Annotated in this window: 17 protein-coding genes and 1 riboswitch; of the genes, 1 reads left to right on the top strand and 16 read right to left on the bottom strand. The window is 37.6% G+C overall.

Annotated elements, in window-relative coordinates:
• Nucleotides 1-157: 157 nt before the first annotated feature.
• From ACQKMV_RS03985 to ACQKMV_RS03920, 14 genes are all read right to left on the bottom strand, one after another.
• The gene (locus ACQKMV_RS03985; protein WP_427502450.1) at nucleotides 158-1,525 is read right to left on the bottom strand and encodes a sodium-dependent transporter; all 1,368 of its coding nucleotides are present in this window, start codon (nucleotides 1,523-1,525) and stop codon (nucleotides 158-160) included.
• Between the two features lie 429 nt (nucleotides 1,526-1,954).
• Nucleotides 1,955-2,545, bottom strand: coding sequence for an ECF transporter S component (locus ACQKMV_RS03980; protein WP_427502449.1), 591 nt, complete (start codon nucleotides 2,543-2,545; stop codon nucleotides 1,955-1,957).
• A gap of 222 nt (nucleotides 2,546-2,767) precedes the next feature.
• A riboswitch (FMN riboswitch) is annotated at nucleotides 2,768-2,965 on the bottom strand.
• Between the two features lie 253 nt (nucleotides 2,966-3,218).
• Complete coding sequence (locus tag ACQKMV_RS03975; protein WP_427502448.1) at nucleotides 3,219-4,502, bottom strand: RNA polymerase subunit sigma; 1,284 nt, start codon at nucleotides 4,500-4,502, stop codon at nucleotides 3,219-3,221.
• Nucleotides 4,499-5,032, bottom strand: coding sequence for an RNA polymerase sigma factor SigX (sigX, locus tag ACQKMV_RS03970; RefSeq protein WP_427425278.1), 534 nt, complete (start codon nucleotides 5,030-5,032; stop codon nucleotides 4,499-4,501). The genes ACQKMV_RS03975 and sigX overlap by 4 nt, the downstream gene beginning before the upstream one ends.
• Nucleotides 5,033-5,118: 86 nt before the next feature.
• The gene (locus ACQKMV_RS03965) at nucleotides 5,119-6,894 is read right to left on the bottom strand and encodes an ATP-binding protein (RefSeq protein ID WP_427502447.1); all 1,776 of its coding nucleotides are present in this window, start codon (nucleotides 6,892-6,894) and stop codon (nucleotides 5,119-5,121) included.
• On the bottom strand, nucleotides 6,887-7,603 hold the full coding sequence (locus ACQKMV_RS03960; RefSeq protein WP_049668637.1) for a response regulator transcription factor: 717 nt from the start codon (nucleotides 7,601-7,603) through the stop codon (nucleotides 6,887-6,889). Before ACQKMV_RS03960 ends, ACQKMV_RS03965 begins: the two co-directional genes overlap by 8 nt.
• Nucleotides 7,604-7,851: 248 nt before the next feature.
• The gene (ccsB, locus tag ACQKMV_RS03955; protein WP_427502446.1) at nucleotides 7,852-9,039 is read right to left on the bottom strand and encodes a c-type cytochrome biogenesis protein CcsB; all 1,188 of its coding nucleotides are present in this window, start codon (nucleotides 9,037-9,039) and stop codon (nucleotides 7,852-7,854) included.
• On the bottom strand, nucleotides 9,036-10,709 hold the full coding sequence (gene resB, locus ACQKMV_RS03950; RefSeq protein ID WP_427502445.1) for a cytochrome c biogenesis protein ResB: 1,674 nt from the start codon (nucleotides 10,707-10,709) through the stop codon (nucleotides 9,036-9,038). Before resB ends, ccsB begins: the two co-directional genes overlap by 4 nt.
• A gap of 13 nt (nucleotides 10,710-10,722) precedes the next feature.
• A complete protein-coding gene (resA, locus tag ACQKMV_RS03945) occupies nucleotides 10,723-11,256 on the bottom strand; it encodes a thiol-disulfide oxidoreductase ResA (RefSeq protein WP_427502444.1) in 534 nt (177 codons plus the stop codon).
• Nucleotides 11,257-11,605: 349 nt separating this feature from the next.
• Complete coding sequence (locus tag ACQKMV_RS03940) at nucleotides 11,606-12,337, bottom strand: pseudouridine synthase (RefSeq protein WP_427502443.1); 732 nt, start codon at nucleotides 12,335-12,337, stop codon at nucleotides 11,606-11,608.
• A gap of 572 nt (nucleotides 12,338-12,909) precedes the next feature.
• Nucleotides 12,910-13,497 carry a hypothetical protein gene (locus tag ACQKMV_RS03935; RefSeq protein ID WP_427502442.1) on the bottom strand — a complete coding sequence of 196 codons (588 nt, stop codon included), beginning with the start codon at nucleotides 13,495-13,497 and terminating at the stop codon, nucleotides 12,910-12,912.
• 170 nt (nucleotides 13,498-13,667) lie between these two features.
• On the bottom strand, nucleotides 13,668-14,738 hold the full coding sequence (locus ACQKMV_RS03930) for a D-alanyl-D-alanine carboxypeptidase family protein (protein WP_427425271.1): 1,071 nt from the start codon (nucleotides 14,736-14,738) through the stop codon (nucleotides 13,668-13,670).
• A 91-nt stretch (nucleotides 14,739-14,829) separates the two neighbouring features.
• Nucleotides 14,830-15,423, bottom strand: a complete 594-nt coding sequence (scpB, locus tag ACQKMV_RS03925; RefSeq protein WP_427502441.1) for an SMC-Scp complex subunit ScpB — start codon at nucleotides 15,421-15,423, stop codon at nucleotides 14,830-14,832.
• Complete coding sequence (locus ACQKMV_RS03920; protein ID WP_427502440.1) at nucleotides 15,395-16,174, bottom strand: segregation/condensation protein A; 780 nt, start codon at nucleotides 16,172-16,174, stop codon at nucleotides 15,395-15,397. Before ACQKMV_RS03920 ends, scpB begins: the two co-directional genes overlap by 29 nt.
• Before the next feature lie 55 nt (nucleotides 16,175-16,229).
• Here ACQKMV_RS03920 and ACQKMV_RS03915 point away from each other — a divergent pair, with 55 nt between their 5' ends.
• Nucleotides 16,230-16,736: a DUF309 domain-containing protein gene (locus tag ACQKMV_RS03915; RefSeq protein WP_427502439.1), complete on the top strand. Its 507-nt coding sequence runs from the start codon at nucleotides 16,230-16,232 to the stop codon at nucleotides 16,734-16,736.
• On the opposite strand, the gene ACQKMV_RS03910 is transcribed toward ACQKMV_RS03915, so the two are convergent.
• Together ACQKMV_RS03910 and lysA are read right to left on the bottom strand one after the other, a co-directional pair.
• Nucleotides 16,730-17,104 carry a GNAT family N-acetyltransferase gene (locus tag ACQKMV_RS03910; RefSeq protein WP_427502438.1) on the bottom strand — a complete coding sequence of 125 codons (375 nt, stop codon included), beginning with the start codon at nucleotides 17,102-17,104 and terminating at the stop codon, nucleotides 16,730-16,732. The two genes, ACQKMV_RS03915 and ACQKMV_RS03910, sit on opposite strands and share 7 nt — an antisense overlap.
• 199 nt (nucleotides 17,105-17,303) lie before the next feature.
• Nucleotides 17,304-18,623, bottom strand: a complete 1,320-nt coding sequence (gene lysA, locus ACQKMV_RS03905; RefSeq protein WP_427502437.1) for a diaminopimelate decarboxylase — start codon at nucleotides 18,621-18,623, stop codon at nucleotides 17,304-17,306.
• Nucleotides 18,624-18,828 lie beyond the last annotated feature (205 nt).

The raw sequence follows: 18,828 nt of genomic DNA, 5'->3' as shown, positions 1-18,828 counted from the left end.
AGCTGTCGCTTCGCTTTCGCACAGATAAATTGCTACACCTAATGAAAAGGAATCACATCAGTGTTCATCTCACTACCTTCAGAGGTGGGAGCGTGCTACTGAATGAAGATAAAAAAGTAGGTTGCATTCCCGTAAAACGGAACACAACCTACTCTTTTTAATATTGTAAAAGCATATTCACTAACACAACGATAATCACAACAGGTACTACTATTAACATCAATAGACGGTATGTTGAATAGAACCCCTGCCCCATATGACTTCCTATTAACAATTCCTTCTTCACAAATTCTTTATCAACTACATGCGCAATAAAGATCGCAATCAATAAGTTGCCCAACGGAAGCATTAAATTAGAAACTAAAAAATCAGTTGCATCAAAAATTGTTTTCCCAAAGATCGATACGTCCGCTAACGTGCTTGATGAAAGCGCTGCTGGGATTGCGGCAATAAAGACTACTACACCTAGTAGCATTGTCAATGTAGAACGAGACATACGCCCCTTCTCAATAAATGCAGCTACAATAATTTCATATAAACTAAAGGAAGAAGTTAGCGTTGCAAATAAAAATAATAATAAAAACATCGCTAAGAATACTTCACCAAATGGCATTTGACTAAATGCTGTTGGAAGAACCATAAATAATAAGCCCGGTCCAGATGCTGGTTCTAAATTAAAAGCAAATACAACAGGGAAAATTGCTAATCCTGCCAAAAACGATACAAGCACAGTAAGAATAACAACGGATCCTGCAGAATTCGGTAAGCTTACATCCTTCTTTAAATAAGAGCTATACGTCACAAGACAAGAAAATCCAACCGCTAAGCCAAAGAAGGACTGCCCTAACGCTTCTAATATAGATTTCCCAGTTATATTGGAAAAATCAGGCCACAAGAAGAATTTAACTCCCTCCATTGCCCCATCTAATGTTAAGGCTCGCACAACAAGCACAATAAACATAATGAATAATAAAGGCATCATCCACTTACTTGCCTTCTCTATACCATTTTGCACACCAAGTGAAATGACTAGTACATTCACTAGCGTAAATAACCCCAATCCTAGTAATGTAATCCAAGGTGTTCCCACAATCTTTCCAAATAGTTCACTAGGATCATTACCAGGATCAATAACAGCCCCAGTCACACCAAGGCCACTATATATAAAAATCCAACCTCCTACAACACTGTAAAAAGTTAATAATAAAAAACAACCGAGCACGCCCATACGTCCAACCCAAGCCCAGCCTGTTTTCGTAGGCGCAATTTTTTTATAGGCAGTCACAGCCTCAGACTGTGTACCGCGACCTAAAACATATTCTGATAATAGCATCGGTAAACCAATCAACAATGTAAATAAGACAAAAATAAGGAAAAACGCTCCCCCACCACTTTGTCCAGTAACATACGGGAGCTTCCAAATTGCCCCTAGCCCGATCGCAGCTCCTGCCGATGCTAAAATAAAGCCTAGTTTACTAGACCACTCACTCTTTTTTTCGCTCATCTCTTCAAACTCCTCTAACATACTAAACTCTTCCTTATTCTACATTAAAATACTAAGCTCGACTAGATTAATTCTATCGATCACTTTGATTATCCTATTCGGCATTTCGGCATTTCTTTCCGTCGATCTGACCATTCTATCCCTCACTTTGCAGATTCTTTCCGTCGCTCTGAAAGTTCTATCCGTCACTCTGCCGGTTCTATCCGTCGCTTTGACCTTTCTTTCCGTCGCTCTGCCGGTTCTTCCGTCGCTCTGACCTTTCTTTCCGTCGCTCTGGCTCTTCTATCCGTCGTCCCGACCTTTCTTTCCGTCGCTCTGGCTCTTCTATCTTTCGCTTTACGGTTCTTTCCTTCACTTTGACTCAAATCCTATCCTTTACTAGTTCTACTCGTCTAGCCTATCCGTTTCATATAAAAAAACCTCGAGCACTTAACAGCTCGAGGTTTCATTTCAATTATTTTGTAAATACATAGAACGCTGATTAATAATCCATTTACGCATTGTTGTGAATAGTAATGCCATGATGACAGTTATTAAAATACCTTTCACAATGTTAAATGGCAAGATACCAGCCACGATCATTTTATATAGTGAATCACCTACAACAGGCTCCATACCTAAAAAGTAAGTGTACATAGGTAAAAATACCGCATAGTTAAGAATGCTCATTCCTACTGCCATTATGATTGTTCCAGTAGCTAATCCTCCGATAAGACCTTTAACTGTTTTGAAGCGATTAAAAACAAAGCTTACTGGTAGAATAAATAAAATACCTGTTACAAAGTTCGCAATATGTCCTACCGGTACTCCTGTTGGCGTACCTGAGAAAATCCAGTCTAACACATTTTTAAATAATTCTACTAAAATACCGGCTACCGGCCCCATTGTGATCGCTGCAAGTAATGCTGGCATATCACTGAAGTCCACTTCCAAAAACGCTGGGAATGGCGGAATAGGGAAATTAAAAAGCATTAATAAAAACGAAATACTGCTCAGCATGCCAATCGTAATAAACGATTGAAGTTTAACATTTTTCTTCATAGTAAACTCTCTCCTCTTTGCTGATTCAATCTCGCAAGAAGAAAGGTTACGACCTAATCAATTATTATCATGAAAAAACCCTTATGCAAAAAAGCATAAGGGAGAATAGGCATGATTAAAAAACGCCATTAATTAACTATTTTTGAGCATGCGATGTGTGAATCCACATCAAAAAAAACGCTCATACATAGCTAAATTCATAACAATGAATGACGATCGTACCTCCATCTTCTCCCATCCAGACTTTAACTGTCGGCCTTGGAATTGCACCAAGTCAGCCATGCAAAAAGTAATTTGCACAGGTCGCGGGCTGAAGAGTATTTAGTAAATCATTCGAGCTAATGTCTCTAAAATGAAATATTAGCGATTTACAACTCTATTACCGCCGGTCGGGATTTTCACCCTGCCCCGAAGATGAATCAATATTTTTTTGTTTCATAGCCTTACTATAAAGAATTATTAAGGAAAAGTAAATAGCTTTGCTTAAAAAATCCCGATTAAACTTGTATGTTTTACAGATTCTCGCTAATAGCCTTTTCTTCATCTCCCACTGATTACTCTGCCCGTCATTAAACTGACAAGAGCATTCACGCACATACAGCGGCGAGAATGCTCAAAAAATTTACTTATTAATTTCTGTTCATCCATTTGTTGAAGATTAGCGTCATGCTATTTATGGCATATATCGTTTATTGGCTCCCACAGGCTTTGGCAAGAAATTTTTAAAATCAAATCCCTCCCAGCTCTCCTGTACAACATTGTCTAGACGTATTTGTTTATCAAAGCTTGCAGCAGTAAGCATCATAGCTTCAATCATTTGAGTTGCTCGAACAGCATCCATTGTCGATAAATCAAGCGGCTCATCAAAAGTAACAATAACGCCTTCTGCTACCTCTTTCACAGTGTATGTTATATTTTCCGGTACGACTGGAACGTATACATCATCATTTTTAGTTCGCATAACGGTAAGAGCTTCTGTTACAGTGGGAAAAGTTTTACGGGAATCGGGTGATAAATATTCAGACCCATTATCATCTTTATATAAATAATAATTAAAATGATTTGAGTTTGTTAATTCCATAATCTTACTAGGCTCTTCTTTCTTGGATAACTCATATGCTGTACCATCTGGATTTTCAAACTCAATATCTTTATACTCTGAGTCTGAGAATGTATCCTGTAAAGTTCCTAAATATTCGCCAGTATCTGCAGAAGCGACATCATAGTCATTTTTCTTTGGCAATACATGAACTAGTTTATCACCCTTCTCCTTCAATTCGCCTTGATACGGATGATAGTTAGTAAAACCATTAGCTTTCTCATCAATTTGCGGCGCATACTTTTCATACATTTGTAATGTTGTAGGCTTTTTCTTCCCAAAATCAGTAGCAACTCGTTCATTTGGAATGATATATGTCATCGGTACACTTTCCTTATCACGATTTGCCAAACCAATACGGAACACCACTGCATCTGTTAAATCTTCCTCATAAACGGATGATCGTAGAGACATGATCCGTTTATGTTCTGCTACTATATTGGACTCCATAAGATTATCATGGTTGATAGAGCTTTTTGCTGCACGATTATCCTGTATTGTTGAATATTGAGAAGTTTCAGGAGCATTGGCCTGATCCATCTTCGCATCATTGTTTTTCATGAACATGGAGCCTGTAAGTACTGTTAAAGCGAAAACAGCTGCAACACTCATAAAGATTGGCCATTTACGAACTTTCTTCTCTAGTATCGCTGTGTAGGTACTTTTTTGTTGCTCTTGCGATGTTATTTCATCATCTAATGGTTGTTGTATAGCTTCTTGAAGATGGACATTATCCTGCAAACGAGCATCTGCCAATAATCGATTTAATATTTCCTCTTTCGAACGGCGGTCAGAAAGCTTAGGGGCATTATTCAATACATGTTCAAATTGGTCATCATCAAATTGATTATGTGTCACTGCCGTTTCGCCTCCTGTTCTCTAACCTGTTGTAGCTGTTGCCTTAAAAATTTAATGGCACGATGCTGAGTGGTTTTTACCTTCGCTTCTGTCCAATCTAGTATTTGCGCTGTTTCTGCAATCGATAAATCTTGGAAGTAGCGCATAATAATGACCATTTTTTGGTCACCTGTACAATGTTCAAGTGCTGATTGTACTTGCATAAATTCATCACTGGCCTGCAACATGTCTTCCGGTGATGGTGTGGTTGAATGTAGCTGTTCCGTTTCCCAGTCAAAAAAATCAAGTGAATGTTTTTGACGTACAGCCTGCTTTCTAAAATGATCAATAGCGACATTTTTTGCAATAGCAAAAAGCCATGTCTTTTCGCTACTATTTCCTGCGAACTGATCATATGAGCGTAATACGCGAACATAAACCTCGTGCGCTAAATCCTCAGCAAGTGTACGGTTTTTTACTAAATAAATAAGAAACTGGAACACGTCTTGATGATATGCATCGTATAACCGATGGAACACGGAGTCATTCAAAGCACTCCACCCCCGTTCTATTATATTTGTCGTCTAAATGTTCTCAGAAGTTACAGCCAATTAATACCATTTTAATAGCAATGATATTAATCGAACGGTAAATAAAACGTGAAGGTAGTCCCCTCTTTCAGTACACTATCTACCATAATATTGCCTGAATGTGCCTTGACAATATTTCTAGCAATAGCTAAACCTAGGCCAGTTCCGCCTTTAGAACGAGTACGTGCCTTATCTGCTTTATAGAAACGTTCAAAGACATATGGTAAGTCCTCTTGTGGAATACCATGCCCTGTATCTTGGACAGATATTTTGGCAAAGGTTGGCTCCTTCTCAACCTTCACTGTTACAGACCCTTCATCAGTATGACGGAGAGCATTATCAACTAAATTCGTTAATACTTGTTCAATCCGATCCTCATCTATACTAATCGTAGCTTCGTCATTAAATTCACTGTCAAATATCAGACGAACGTGCTTCTCTTTTGCAACCTGTGCAAATTTTTGAGTAATACGTTCAAATGTTGAATTAATTGGGAGTTCATCCTTGTAAAGCGTCATATGCCCCGATTCCATACGCGCAAGGTCTAATAAATCTGTTACGAGACGTCCCATACGCTTCGATTCATCATAAATAATTTTTGTAATCTCATTACGTTCTTCTTGATCCTGAATAAAATCATCATCCATTAGGGCCTCTGAATAACCTTGGAGCATCGATATCGGCGTTCGCAGCTCATGTGACACATTGGCAATAAAGTCTGAACGTAGTTTTTCTAAGCGATGCTGCTCAGTCATATCACGAATAACTGCAACCGCTCCACGTATCGATTCCTCACTATAAAGAGGGCTAATCGTAAACGTATAGTAACTTCCATCCATCTCAATTTCTTCTTCAAGCTTATCCTCAAACATCAGTACATGATCGAGCATATGATAAAGCTCTGGCGGAATTGGCTTCGCACTTTGTGAACCTTTATTGACAAACCATTTTTGCATTAAACGGTCCGCTGGCGGATTACTTAATAATATTGTACGATCACGATTAAACGTAATAACTGCGTCTGTCATGGATGTTAAAATATTTGAAAGCTGTTCATTTTCTTGATTGATCACTTCTAGATTGTGTTTCAATTGACGTCCCATTTGATTAAAAGCAACAGCAAGCTGGCCGATTTCATCATTTTGCGTAGTCGGCATCTTCGCTTCAAAATTCCCTTTAGAAATTTCAAATGCCAACTCACGCATTTTACGTAATGGTGACGTAATACGCGATGAAAGGAAAAACGCAAAAAATGTCGTTAGTACGAAGGCAATGAAGGCAGATAAAAAGACAACTTTTGTCGTCTCTTTCGATGTTTTATGCAGTGCATCTGGACTTTGATAAATAAAAACAGCCCCGTGCACTGTATTTTCCACATTTAGCGGGAAACCTAGCACAACATACGATTCCATTTTTTCTTCGTCTGTAGAAGATGGCATCAGCATTTCCTTAATAATCGGTTTATCTGATTGAAAAACTTCTTGGAACGATTTATTGGCTAAAATCATATTCTGGATTTCTTTTTTATTTACACCTTCCTGCAAAGCAAAAGAAACTCTGTCATGGTTAATAGCAATTAGCGCATTCGTACTTTCGGGTAAAATATCTTTTAATAATTCCGACGTCGACTCTGCTGTTTTTTTATCATCTACTATACTTGCAACGGTTGCTGCTGTTTGACGCAAAGAGCTTTCTGCTTGCTGCATATGGTAATTCTGAAGAAACTCAAGCATTAAAACCGTGAAAACAAATAATACAAATGAAACGAGAAGCAATATGGTTACCCATAGCTTCCCGACAACACTATTCCATATTCTATTCATTGACAACCTCAAATTTGTAGCCAACGCCCCATACAGTAACGATCATCTTCGCTGCGTTTTCAGAGACACGATTGAGCTTTTCACGTAAACGTTTTACATGTGTGTCAACTGTACGTAAATCGCCAAAGAAATCATAATGCCAAACTTCTTTTAGTAATTGTTCACGGTCAAATACTTTGTCTGGTGATTTCGCTAGGAAATAAAGCAATTCATACTCTTTAGGCGTTAAATTTACTTCGATCCCCTCTGCTGTTACACGGTGAGCATCATGATCGATCATTAAATGTTGAAATACAACTAAATCTTTTGAAGAAGAAGCATTTGTCGAAGGTGAGAAGGCTTGTGAACGACGTAATATAGCCTTCACACGTAACACAACCTCACGAGGACTAAATGGTTTTACAATATAATCATCTGCTCCAAGCTCAAAGCCTTGTACACGATTCGCTTCCTCGCCTTTTGCAGTTAATAAAATAATCGGTGTTGCTGCTCGTTCACGGATTTCCGCACATACTTCAAGCCCATCTTTTTCAGGCATCATAATGTCTAGTAAAATACAGTGATACTCTTTTTCTAAAGATTTTTCGATCGCTTGTTCACCGTTTTCTGCTTCGTCAACAAGGTACCCTTCTCGCTCTAAATACATTTTTAATAAGCGTCGAATACGATCCTCGTCATCTACTACTAATACTGAAATATTTTCTGACACTTTAACGATCCCTCTCTTCTAATCTTTCTCTACCCTCTATTGTACATGGTACAGTACATATTGAAAAGAAAAGAAAGCCTTCTTGCCACAGCAAGAAGGCTTTTCTTTCTAATACTAGCGACGTAAAAATCTCATATGTGCTATAAATCTCAGCAGGTGTTTGGACATCCGCTGAAAAGTAACTTAAATTCGCATTCAGCTCACCACCAATAAAGGTGGGAAACAATTGCTGAAAGAAGTTAATTAGTCTACGCTGAAGCGTATGAGTGTAAACCTGCAAGGATCAAATTAACAGCAATTAAGTTAAATAAAATAATTCCGAAACCAATTAATGCTAACCATGCAGATTTTTCACCTTCCCAGCCTTTTGATAAACGTAAGTGAAGGAATGCAGCATAGAATAACCATGTAATAAGTGCCCACACTTCCTTTGGATCCCATCCCCAGAAACGACTCCACGCAAGTTGTGCCCAAATCATTGCAAAGATTAAAGCCCCTAACGTAAATACTGGGAAGCCAATTATCACTGAACGATAACCAATTTCATCCACTAATTGTAAATTCACTCTTTTGACAAAAGGTTGGAAAATCGCACTAATTCGACGTCGTGCAATTAATCGAATTAATAAGTATAAAACAGATCCTACTAATAATGACCACACAACTGTTGTTAATTTCTTCGCATTAATGAGTGCAGGCATTTCTACTAACGGAGACATGCCATGTTCTTCCACTGCCTTATATTCATTCATACCAAATAGTGGCGGCATTTGGTAGGTAATTTGACGTTCATTACCCTCTTTATCAGCATAAGTATATGTTGAATCGTAATCCATCATTTTAAAAACTGATGTAGCAACCACGAAACCAACGACTACCACAAGGAAGAACATTACCGCTTCTAACCAGAAACGTTGTTTAGAAGGCTTCTTTAAATCAACTACTTTTAATAAATAAATTAGTCCTGCTACTGCACTAATTGCTAAAATTGATTGACCTAAAGCAGCTGTAATAACGTGAATTGTTAACCAGTAACTTTGTAAAGACGGCACTAAAGGGCTAACCTCGGTCGGGAACATCGCCGCATAAGCAATTATTAATATCGCCACAGGTAATGCTATTAAGCCTAGAGCAGTCACGCGATAAATAAAATAAATTAAAATGAATGCCCCAACAACGAACATACCGAACGCAGTCGTAAATTCAAACATATTACTAACTGGTGCATGGCCTGAATAAATCCAACGAGTAATAAAATAACCAAGCTGCGCAAGTAGACCGATAATTGTTACAACAATTGCAGCCTTGCCCCATTTTTCGGTATTTTTGCCTGTTGCATTCGATTGCTTTATCGAACCACCAAATAATAAAGTTGCAACTAGGTAGGCAATGAATGCTACAAATAATAGGTTTCCACTTATGTCAATCAAACTCATAATGTGTTGTCACCTTCCTTTTCTTTAGTGCCTCGCTTAGTGGATTTCTTGTCATCTTCAGGCTTATCTACCTGATCTATATATGGTGGTAGACCAGCAAAAGTAGTGACTGCATCTAAATCCTTTTTCATACTGAACATATTTTTATTCACATGGGCTGCCATCAACACTTGACCATCCGGCTCCACCTGTAACCATAAACGTCGGTGGTTCCAATACGAGCCAATTACTACACCAATCATGAAAATAATACCGCCTACAAATAAAATTGGTATCGTACTGTCCTTACGAATTGTAAAGTTTGATGAATTACGCATCTCTGCTCCTGCGAATTTCATTCTATATTTGTTTTCACCAAGTGGTTCAAGTGGTGGCTTCCTAATTTCTACAAAGCTTACTTCACCTTTTGGAGTTTCTGGTGTTGTCATTTTAAATAAAAATGCTGGATTATTTGGTATCGATGATTTTGTCTGTGGTTCACCATTATCAAAGCCAGCAAAATCTGGTGTATAAACAAGAATCTGTACTGAGGAACCATTTCCTAAATCATATTCTTTTTTAGGATTCGTTAAATCAATTTCAATTTGACCTTGTGATTCGTCGGTTGTTTTATTCACCAAGTTAAAATTCATCTGCCTCAATTCGTTAAGACGATAATTCATTTGATACAGCGCAAAACCGTTTTCTTTTAACGGATGATTAACACGAATAGAGTAATCTCTTAATTTTTCAAGATTGTCTAAATCTCCAGGAAGGGCTCCCTCAGGTTGTTTGTATAATGTGACGTCTGTTTGATAATTTTTCGCCATAGCATTTACACCTTGGTTCATTTGCTCGTCCTGAGGCTTATTACCATGGGTTTCCAAAATAAATTTATTATTTTTAATAAAATAGCCGTCCATACCTGGTATAGCTCGTGTCTCACCTTCACGTATCCAAATCGTCTCATCCACATAAAAACCAGGTAATAAGCGCAACATAACACCTGCTAAAAAGATAATGAGACCGACATGATTTATGTATGGGCCGTACCGAGCAAAACGACCGCGCTCTGCTAGAAGTGCACTTCCATCACGACGAACATGATATTTTAATTCAGTCATTTTTTGCTCAACTTTATCTAGCGTTTCATCAGGGTTTGACACTTGTCCTTCCGCAACGATACGTTGACGCTTCATAAAACTTTCATGACGTTTAACTCGTTGATTTTTTAGAGACTTATGCAATGGTAAACCACGGTCTAAACTCGCAACAATAATAGATACCGCAAGCATACCCACTAAAATTTGGAACCACCAAGTGTTATACAAATGAGAAAGTCCTAAATTATTATAGAGTTTGCCCAACACACCATACACTTTCTCATAATACTCTGCTTTACTAGGTTCCGGGGCATTAACATAAATCGCTTGCGGTAGTATTGTTCCAATTGACGCTGCGACCAACGTTATAATAATGAGGGCAATCCCCACTTTTACATTCGAGAAGAAATTCCAAATTTTATCGATGACTGTTTTATTATACGTTTTTGAACGAATCGCCGTTCCGTCGTAGCGCATATCAACAACTTTTGTTTGTTTACCTTCCTCTGTTAAAGGACGACCACATTTCTCACAAAGCTTCGTGCCGTATGGGTTACTATGACCACAAGCACAAATGATGTTTTCCATAGTCATTTTCTCCTTATTCTGGCTTCACTAATTCCATGTACGATGCAATATTTTCCTCCGTCATTTCACCAGTAGTAATCTTGACTACTTTACCATCTGGATCAATAAGGACAGTTGCTGGTAAATTACCTACATTGTAGGCAGTCATAACACTTTTCGTTTTGTCAATAACTACAGGGAACGTTAATTCGTGTCTATCGACAAAATTCTGTACTTCAAAATCTGTTTGTGCAATATTGACCGCCAATGTTTGTACACCCTGATCTTTATAAACTTTATACTGACGGTCCATTGCAGGCATTTCCTTCTCACAAGGCTTACAAAAAGTACCCCAGAAGTTCAAAAATACTCCCTGTCCTTTATAATCAGACAGCTTATGTTTCTCACCGTTTAAATCTACTAACGTGAAGTCTGGTGCTTTAGAGCCAACTGCTATTAACTCTACTTTATCCTTTGTCGCTGTTCCGTATACCGTGTAACCAATTGCTAATACTAAAACTGCCAAAATTACGGTACGAATTACGAGACGTTTTTTCTTTTTCTCCAAGTTAATAACCCCCTATCAATTATGGCTTAGAGTAACTCCAATTGACGCTAAGCTTTCATACAAACACTCATATGTATAGTTTTTCACCGTATAATTTACATCATTTATGTTTGTCAAATTTTATATTTGTCATTCACTTATGCGTCGAACACCGCCTGATAAATGATGGAACCGATTTCATCAGAATAAAACTAATCTAGGTATACCATTCCCACCTATTATAGCAAAATGAAACACAAACGCTTAGCTAATAATTATGAATGATTTATGAACGATTACACTAATAAGAAAGTGAATACATTACTATTACACATAGAAGTATTTCACTTTCTTTTAGAAAAATGCTTATTTATCCGATTTTTCCTGTCTCCGCTAACACTCGCAATTGCTTCACTTCATGCTTTGATAATTCACGATATTCCCCCGGCGATAGTCCAAATAAATCTAAAAAGGCAAAGCGTTCACGTTTTAGTTTAACAACAGGAGTACCGATTGCCTCGAACATGCGACGCACTTGACGATTTCGCCCTTCGTGAATAGTAATTTCACAGATTGCCTTACCTGCTTTTTCATCAAATGAAGTCATACTAACTTTTGCTGGAGCTGTTTTGCCATCTTCAAGCTTAATTCCTCGTTGAAGCTGTTTTAAACCTTCAATCGTTGGAACACCTTTAACACGAGCAATGTATGTTTTGTCGATTTTAAACTTCGGATGTGTCAGCATATAAGAGAATTCACCATCATTTGTTAATAGCAATAAGCCCGATGTATCATAATCGAGACGGCCAACTGGGAAAATTCGTTGCGGAATATGCTTAAACAAATCTGTGACAGTTTTACGTCCTTTGTCGTCTGTTACAGCCGATATCGTACCACGTGGTTTATATAGTAAATAATAAACTTTATCCTCTTTCTCAAGCTTCACGCCTTCTACTTCTATCGTATCTGAGTTGGAAACCTTTGTCCCTAACTCACGCACTACGACTCCGTTCACTTTTACTTTACCTTCTAAAATCAATTGTTCCGCCTTACGCCTAGACGCTACACCAGCATAGGCAATGACCTTTTGTAATCTTTCCATTCTTTCACCTCTAGTTTTCATTCACCTTGGTTTAGAAACCAAACTTTAAACCTCATTCACACTTTATGAATAAGGTTATTTTTCCCGCTAATCTGTGAAAATTATGTCATACTTTTATACATTATTAAAGAAAAACTAATTATGCATAAGTAATTAAATTATTTGAAATAGTTTTTATCAACTAGTTTCTGGATAATTTGCACTTGAATTTTAAGAGTCATCACCATTACATGGGATTGATTTCCATTCCGACTGGAGGTGTCCGATGAGAAGTTGGGCCAGCAGATGTTTTTTGCGCGAAAGCGAAGTGTTAACGTAGTAGAGCGTGGCGGTCTTAGTATGAATTCCTCTATTTCAGTAGTTGTTTGGACTATTCAGCTCACCACCTGTAGAGGTAGGAGTCTTCTACTGAATGAAGATAATTGGCATACGTTTTAACAAATGTCACCCCAACATTTGGCGATAATCAAATTTATCCATACCCTCTTATTATTTTTAATCAAATAGCAATCACATTTAAAAATTTTCAATAAAACAGAAAAAAGGCTACCATTTTCGGCAGCCTTTCAAAATTACTCATTTTCACTATATTTATTTTCGATTTTAAGTCCATAGTTACTTAATTCTTCATTAATCAATTGTTTAGCGCTTGATAACTTTCCTGTTAAAGATTGTTCAATTGTTGCACCATCTTGTAATGTAAAAATCAATTTATCTGGTGAACTCACACCATTTTTTTCTACAATAGTCTGTTCAACTTTCACAATATCTTCCCAGCTTGTAAAATCCTCTTGCAAACTAAAAAAATGATTCATATGAAGTCCTTTTGTATCAATATATTGATAGTTATTAATACATAAAAATATCAATGCACCAGCAATTACAAACGATGTTACCACGATTCCTCGTTGAATATTCTTACTTTTTTTTGTTTTAGGAGTCACTAAAAAATTGACTAATACTGTGACTGCTAGCATGATTAATACTACCATCATCATAATATAAGCTGTGAAAAAAGGATCAAAAAAGTAGTAATCTTTAGGTCGATAGAGCAACTCTTGAATAGGATATAAAAAGATAACGGGAGCGATAAAGCTTGACAAGAATAAAATTATTATAAACCCTATTTGATATTGCTTACTCTTTGATTCTTTGGTCATAAATACCCCCCTATAAATATTAGAAAATTCAATTAAATATCATCATAATTAATTTTACCATATTTTTTATTACTTGTTAAATAAAACTAATCTTATTTACACAGCTCGATAGGAACTGGCGCACAAACGTTATCCTGTATGTGTGTCAAAAAAAAATCAGCGTATCGCTTTTAACGATCCGCTGATTCAACTTTTACTGGCACTGCATAAATACGCTCTTCGCCGATAAAGATGGATAGTACACCTTCCTTACGTTTTCTGGAAACATGCAAAACTTGTCTTACACTTTCTTTTTCTTCTTTATTTAACTGTAAAAGAATTGGTTCCTCTAAACGAATGGAAAGGTTTTTATTGACTTTATATTTACCTTTTTTCACTACAGTCTCAAGACTGTAATCTTGCCAAACCTTGTTGGCTAAACCCCGATGTACATTCCAGTCATCGGATTCATTCAAAGTGACGACAATACAGGTTTGCCCGTCCTTTTGGAAGGCAGTTGCAAGGGTACGACCAGCCACCTTTGTAAAGCCTGTTTTTCCGGCAAATGCTGAACCTTTTGCTGATTTTAATGCATTAACAGGTTGTTGTGTCTCATCGCCTATTTCGACTGCAACCCCTGACCCTTCTCGTAATAAACGATGCTTATTTTCCCATAACATCCCGTTTTCAGTATTGGCACGAAATAGAACTGTAGAGGCAATCTTCTTGAAAGTTTTATTTTGAAGAGCAATTCTCAACATTTCAGCAGTATCTCTCGCTGACGATAAATGCTCATCATGGTGCAAGCCAGACGGGTTCATAAATACTGTATTTGTGAGACCAGCAACAACAGCCCGCTCATTCATTAACTTTACAAATCCTTCTACCGATCCACCAGCATGCTCTGCTAAAGCGGTTGCTGCGTCATTTCCTGAGCGAAGCATCAAACCATATAACAGTGTTTCTACTGTAACTGTTTCACCCGCCTGCAAGTAAATTGACGAGCCCTCAGCCGTTGCAGCTCTCGGTGAAATAACCACTTCATCTTGAAGATTGCTATTTTCAATAGCAACGAGTGCTGTCCAAATTTTTGTTAAGCTAGCAATTGGTAACCGTACATCACTATTTGATTCAAATAAAACACGGCCCGTATCACCATCTAAGACAGCATATCCGCTACCTCCTCGTGCTAAACTGGTTTGTGGAAGCATTAACATTACCACGACTATCATTAACAATACTAAACGTACTAACCGAAGCAACGAGCCACTCCTTATTATAAGTAATAGGAAAATATAGATTATATTTATGCTTCAAACAAAGCATTATACCTTTAATTCACACCTTGCTCATTTACTTTACTCCACTAAAGGTTTCTTGGAATTTAGTCATAAATAAATCTGTTTCTTGCTCTGTTTCAACTAGCTCATCTTCAGGTAAAGGCGGCATTTCTTCTATATTATTTAAACCAAAGTAATTTAAGAATTCTTTTGTTGTACCATATAAGATTGCACGCCCAGTCCCTTCTGAACGGCCAACTTCCTTAATTAACCCTCTAGCAGCGAGCGTTTGAATTGGTCTTTCACATTTCACACCACGCAAATCTTCAATTGCTACACGTGTAATTGGCTGTTTGTATGCCACAATAGCCAATACCTCAAGCGAGGCTTGAGATAATGATTGAACAGTTGGATTTTCTACTAATCTTTGAATGGTATCTGCTAATTCAGACTTTGTGATAAGCTGATAAACTCCAGCTATTTCTTTTACAGTAATACCTCTTTCTAAATCTTCTTCATATGTTGCTTTTAACGCTGCCATTGTCTGCAACACTAACTCTTCCGGTTCGCCTAAAAGTTGCGACAATTGTTTAATAGTTAAACCGTCGTCTCCAACAACGAATAATAAGGCTTCTATTCTACTCTGTAGCATCAATGTTTTCGTCATCATCCCATTCCTCCTTCTGTAAAGTAACTGTTAATTCTTCAAAGTTACCATTTTGCTCTACGATGACGATCTGACGTTTCATTAGTTCAAGAATGGATAAAAACGTCAGAATAAGCGTTGGCTTATCTTCATAGGGAAAAAGCTCGAAAAATGATGCACGTCCACCTGTAGTTCGTAATGAATCGACAACCGAACGCATTTGATCTTTCACTGAGCGTTCCTGTCTCGCTACAGTTGTCTTTAATGGTTTTTTTAATTTTTTTCGGCGCATCAGTTTTTGAAATGCCCCAATCATGTCATAGATGTTGACGTTCAAATCAAATAACGCCATTTGTTCATCCGATGTTAACTCTGATAAATCTGCTGGCTGCCGTGTAAATACCTGTGCCCGATCTGTCTCAAGCTCTTGCAGGCTACTCGCTGCTTCTTTATATTTCTTATACTCTATTAAACGTTGCACCAATTCTTCACGAGGGTCTGGGCCGTCGACTTCTAATTCGGCATCTTCTAGCTCACCTTCGTGAATTGGTAAGAGCATTCGACTTTTAATGGCTAATAATGTTGCAGCCATCACTAAATATTCACTAGCTTCATTTAACTCCAGTACCTGCATAGCATGTATATGGTCGATATATTGTTGAGTAATTTCAGCCATTGGGATATCATAAATATCAATTTCCAATCTGTGAATTAAATGCAATAATAAATCAAGAGGCCCTGAAAAGGCTTCTAATTTTACTTCATAAGACATTGTTTTACCACCCTGAGATTCTATGTTCTTTTAGTATAGTAGAAAGGAGTCCAAAATGCATCCACAGCATCACACTTTATTTATCGACTATTGTGCTTTTTTTAATGGTAATCAAGATTTTTTTGAATGCCATGAAGTCCTTGAAGAATACTGGAAGGAAATTGCTCCAGGTGATAAAAAGCATCCTCTCGTTGGATACGTACAGCTCGCAACAGGTTTATATCATTGGCGACGTGACAATAATATTGGCGCTGCGCGAATCTTAGAAAAAGCACTCAATAATTTTCAAAATAATATGGGACATATCTTTTTTGACGAAATCGACTACGAAATACTACTAACACAACTATTAAATTCACTTTCTGCTATCCAAATGGGCAAGTCCTTTCATGCATTTCAGCTTCCTCTTTCACCTATATTGGAGGAATTAGTATTTGCTCGCATACAGCTTTTACCATCAAGTAGCTATAACTATCTTCTTCATAAACATATGCTTCGAGATCGCTCACATATTCTTGCCGAGCGTCAAGAAAGCAAACAAAGAAAAAGCAGACGTCAATGATCGTCTGCTTCTTCATCGATACAATTTATACATTTTTGAACAAAATTACGTGTTTCCTCCGTTGCACGCACACTTTCGTACTGGCCAAGTTCTGCCACTTCCTGTAGCATTTCTTTAGCAACACCTTCACCTCTATAAGAAGGGACAACGGAAACATGTTGAATCGTAGCTATATTATTACTGTCTGTTACAAGTCCAACAATGCCAACATACTCATCGTTCTTTTTCCATAAATATAAAACCCAATTATCATCATTTTCATAGGAGTGGATTGTCTCTTTGAGCTTTTTTATGTCTTTTTCGTTAGGCATAAACGAGAGTAGCCCCATTGCTATTTTCTCGAAAGCTTTCTTATATCGAATTAACATATTTGTCTATTCCCTCTTTTTCTAGCTGTACATAATCTTTGATTATCCTACACGATTTGTACTTTTACCGCAAGTCAATTTCTGTCTTACGAACCAGGTCCGAGAATACCTTTAGACGCCAATACCCAATAGACAACGCCCCACAACAAAATAAAAGTTGAAATGGACGCTAGTAATACCCATTTGTTTTTTCTCAAATTTACTCACCCTTTTTTAACGTTAGCGGGAGATCGTTTTGTACAATATCTTCATAGCTTTCGCGTCGAATTGCTAATTGATGCTTTCCATTTTCTACAAATACAACTGCTGGTCGTGGCACACGATTGTAGTTACTCGCCATAGAATATCCATATGCACCAGTACAGAAGATTGCTAGCACATCACCAGAAGCTGCTTCCTGAAGCTTAGCATCAATAATTAATTTATCGCCTGATTCACAAAGTTTACCAGCCACTGTATAAGTTGCATTTTTGGGTTCATTCGCTTTACTCGCAATGACCGCCTCATACTTCGCATCATATAATGCCGGACGAATATTATCACTCATACCACCATCGACAGCAATATATTTACGAACATTAGGTACTGTTTTTTGTGAACCAATTGTATAAAGTGATGTTCCTGCATCGCCCACAAGTGATCGCCCTGGTTCAATCCATATTTCCGGCATAGTTAAACCAAGTACAGTCGCTTTATTCTTTACAACTGTAATCATATCCTCTACATATACTTGTGGCTCAAGCGGTTCATCTTCTTCGGTATAACGAATTCCGAAGCCCCCTCCTAAGTTTAACACAGTACACGTAAAATCGTGAGTCTTGTTCCAATCAGAAATTTTATCAATTAGTTTTTCTCCTGCTAAGCCAAAGCCCGCTGTATCAAAAATTTGAGAGCCAATATGGCAGTGTAATCCTAGAAGCTCTAGGTATTCATGGTTAAAAGTTTGTTGGAAAGCTTCATCTGCTTGGCCATTATTTAAATCGAAGCCAAATTTAGAATCTGCTTGGCCTGTCGTAATGAAATCATGCGTATGTGCCTCAACACCTGGCGTGACACGTAGTAAAATACGCATTTTTTGTTGACGGCGCTCTGAGATTTCTTGTAAAAGTTGAATCTCATAGAAGTTATCCACTACAATACAACCGATTTTCGAGTCAAAGGCTAATTCTAATTCAGCAATGCTTTTATTATTACCATGGAAATGTATACGCTCTGCGGGGAATCCAGCTTTTAAAGCTGTAAATAATTCTCCTCCAGAGACAACATCTAAAGATAGATCTTCTTCTGCCGCTAACTGGTATACAGCTACACATGCAAATGCTTTTGAAGCATAAGCTACTTCTGCTTTTACACCTAGTTTTTTAAACGTATCAATAAAGCCGCGTGCACGCTTACGAATAAGCGCTGTATCATACACAAATAAAGGTGTACCATACTCTTTTGCAAGCTCTAATGTATCTACCTGTCCAATCGTTAAATGTCCATCTTCAGAAATCGCTTGTGTTCCATATAAATGCATGTGCATCTCTCCCTTTTCACATCGTTCCATCTTGTGATAAAAATTGCACCTAAAATGGAAATAGCAGTACTACTATCCTTTTCAGAGGTATCATTCGACAATGGCTCGAACAGTACACGAGGGCTAATATCATATATATGCCAGCACCGTGTCGTGGTGAGCCTTTTGATGAATGAAGACAATTTTCGCAAAAATCACAAAATAC

It is taken from the genome of Lysinibacillus sp. NPDC094403, assembly GCF_050278745.1.
In the GTDB taxonomy this organism is placed as follows: domain Bacteria; phylum Bacillota; class Bacilli; order Bacillales_A; family Planococcaceae; genus Lysinibacillus.
This window is presented reverse-complemented; position numbering and strand designations above follow the sequence as displayed.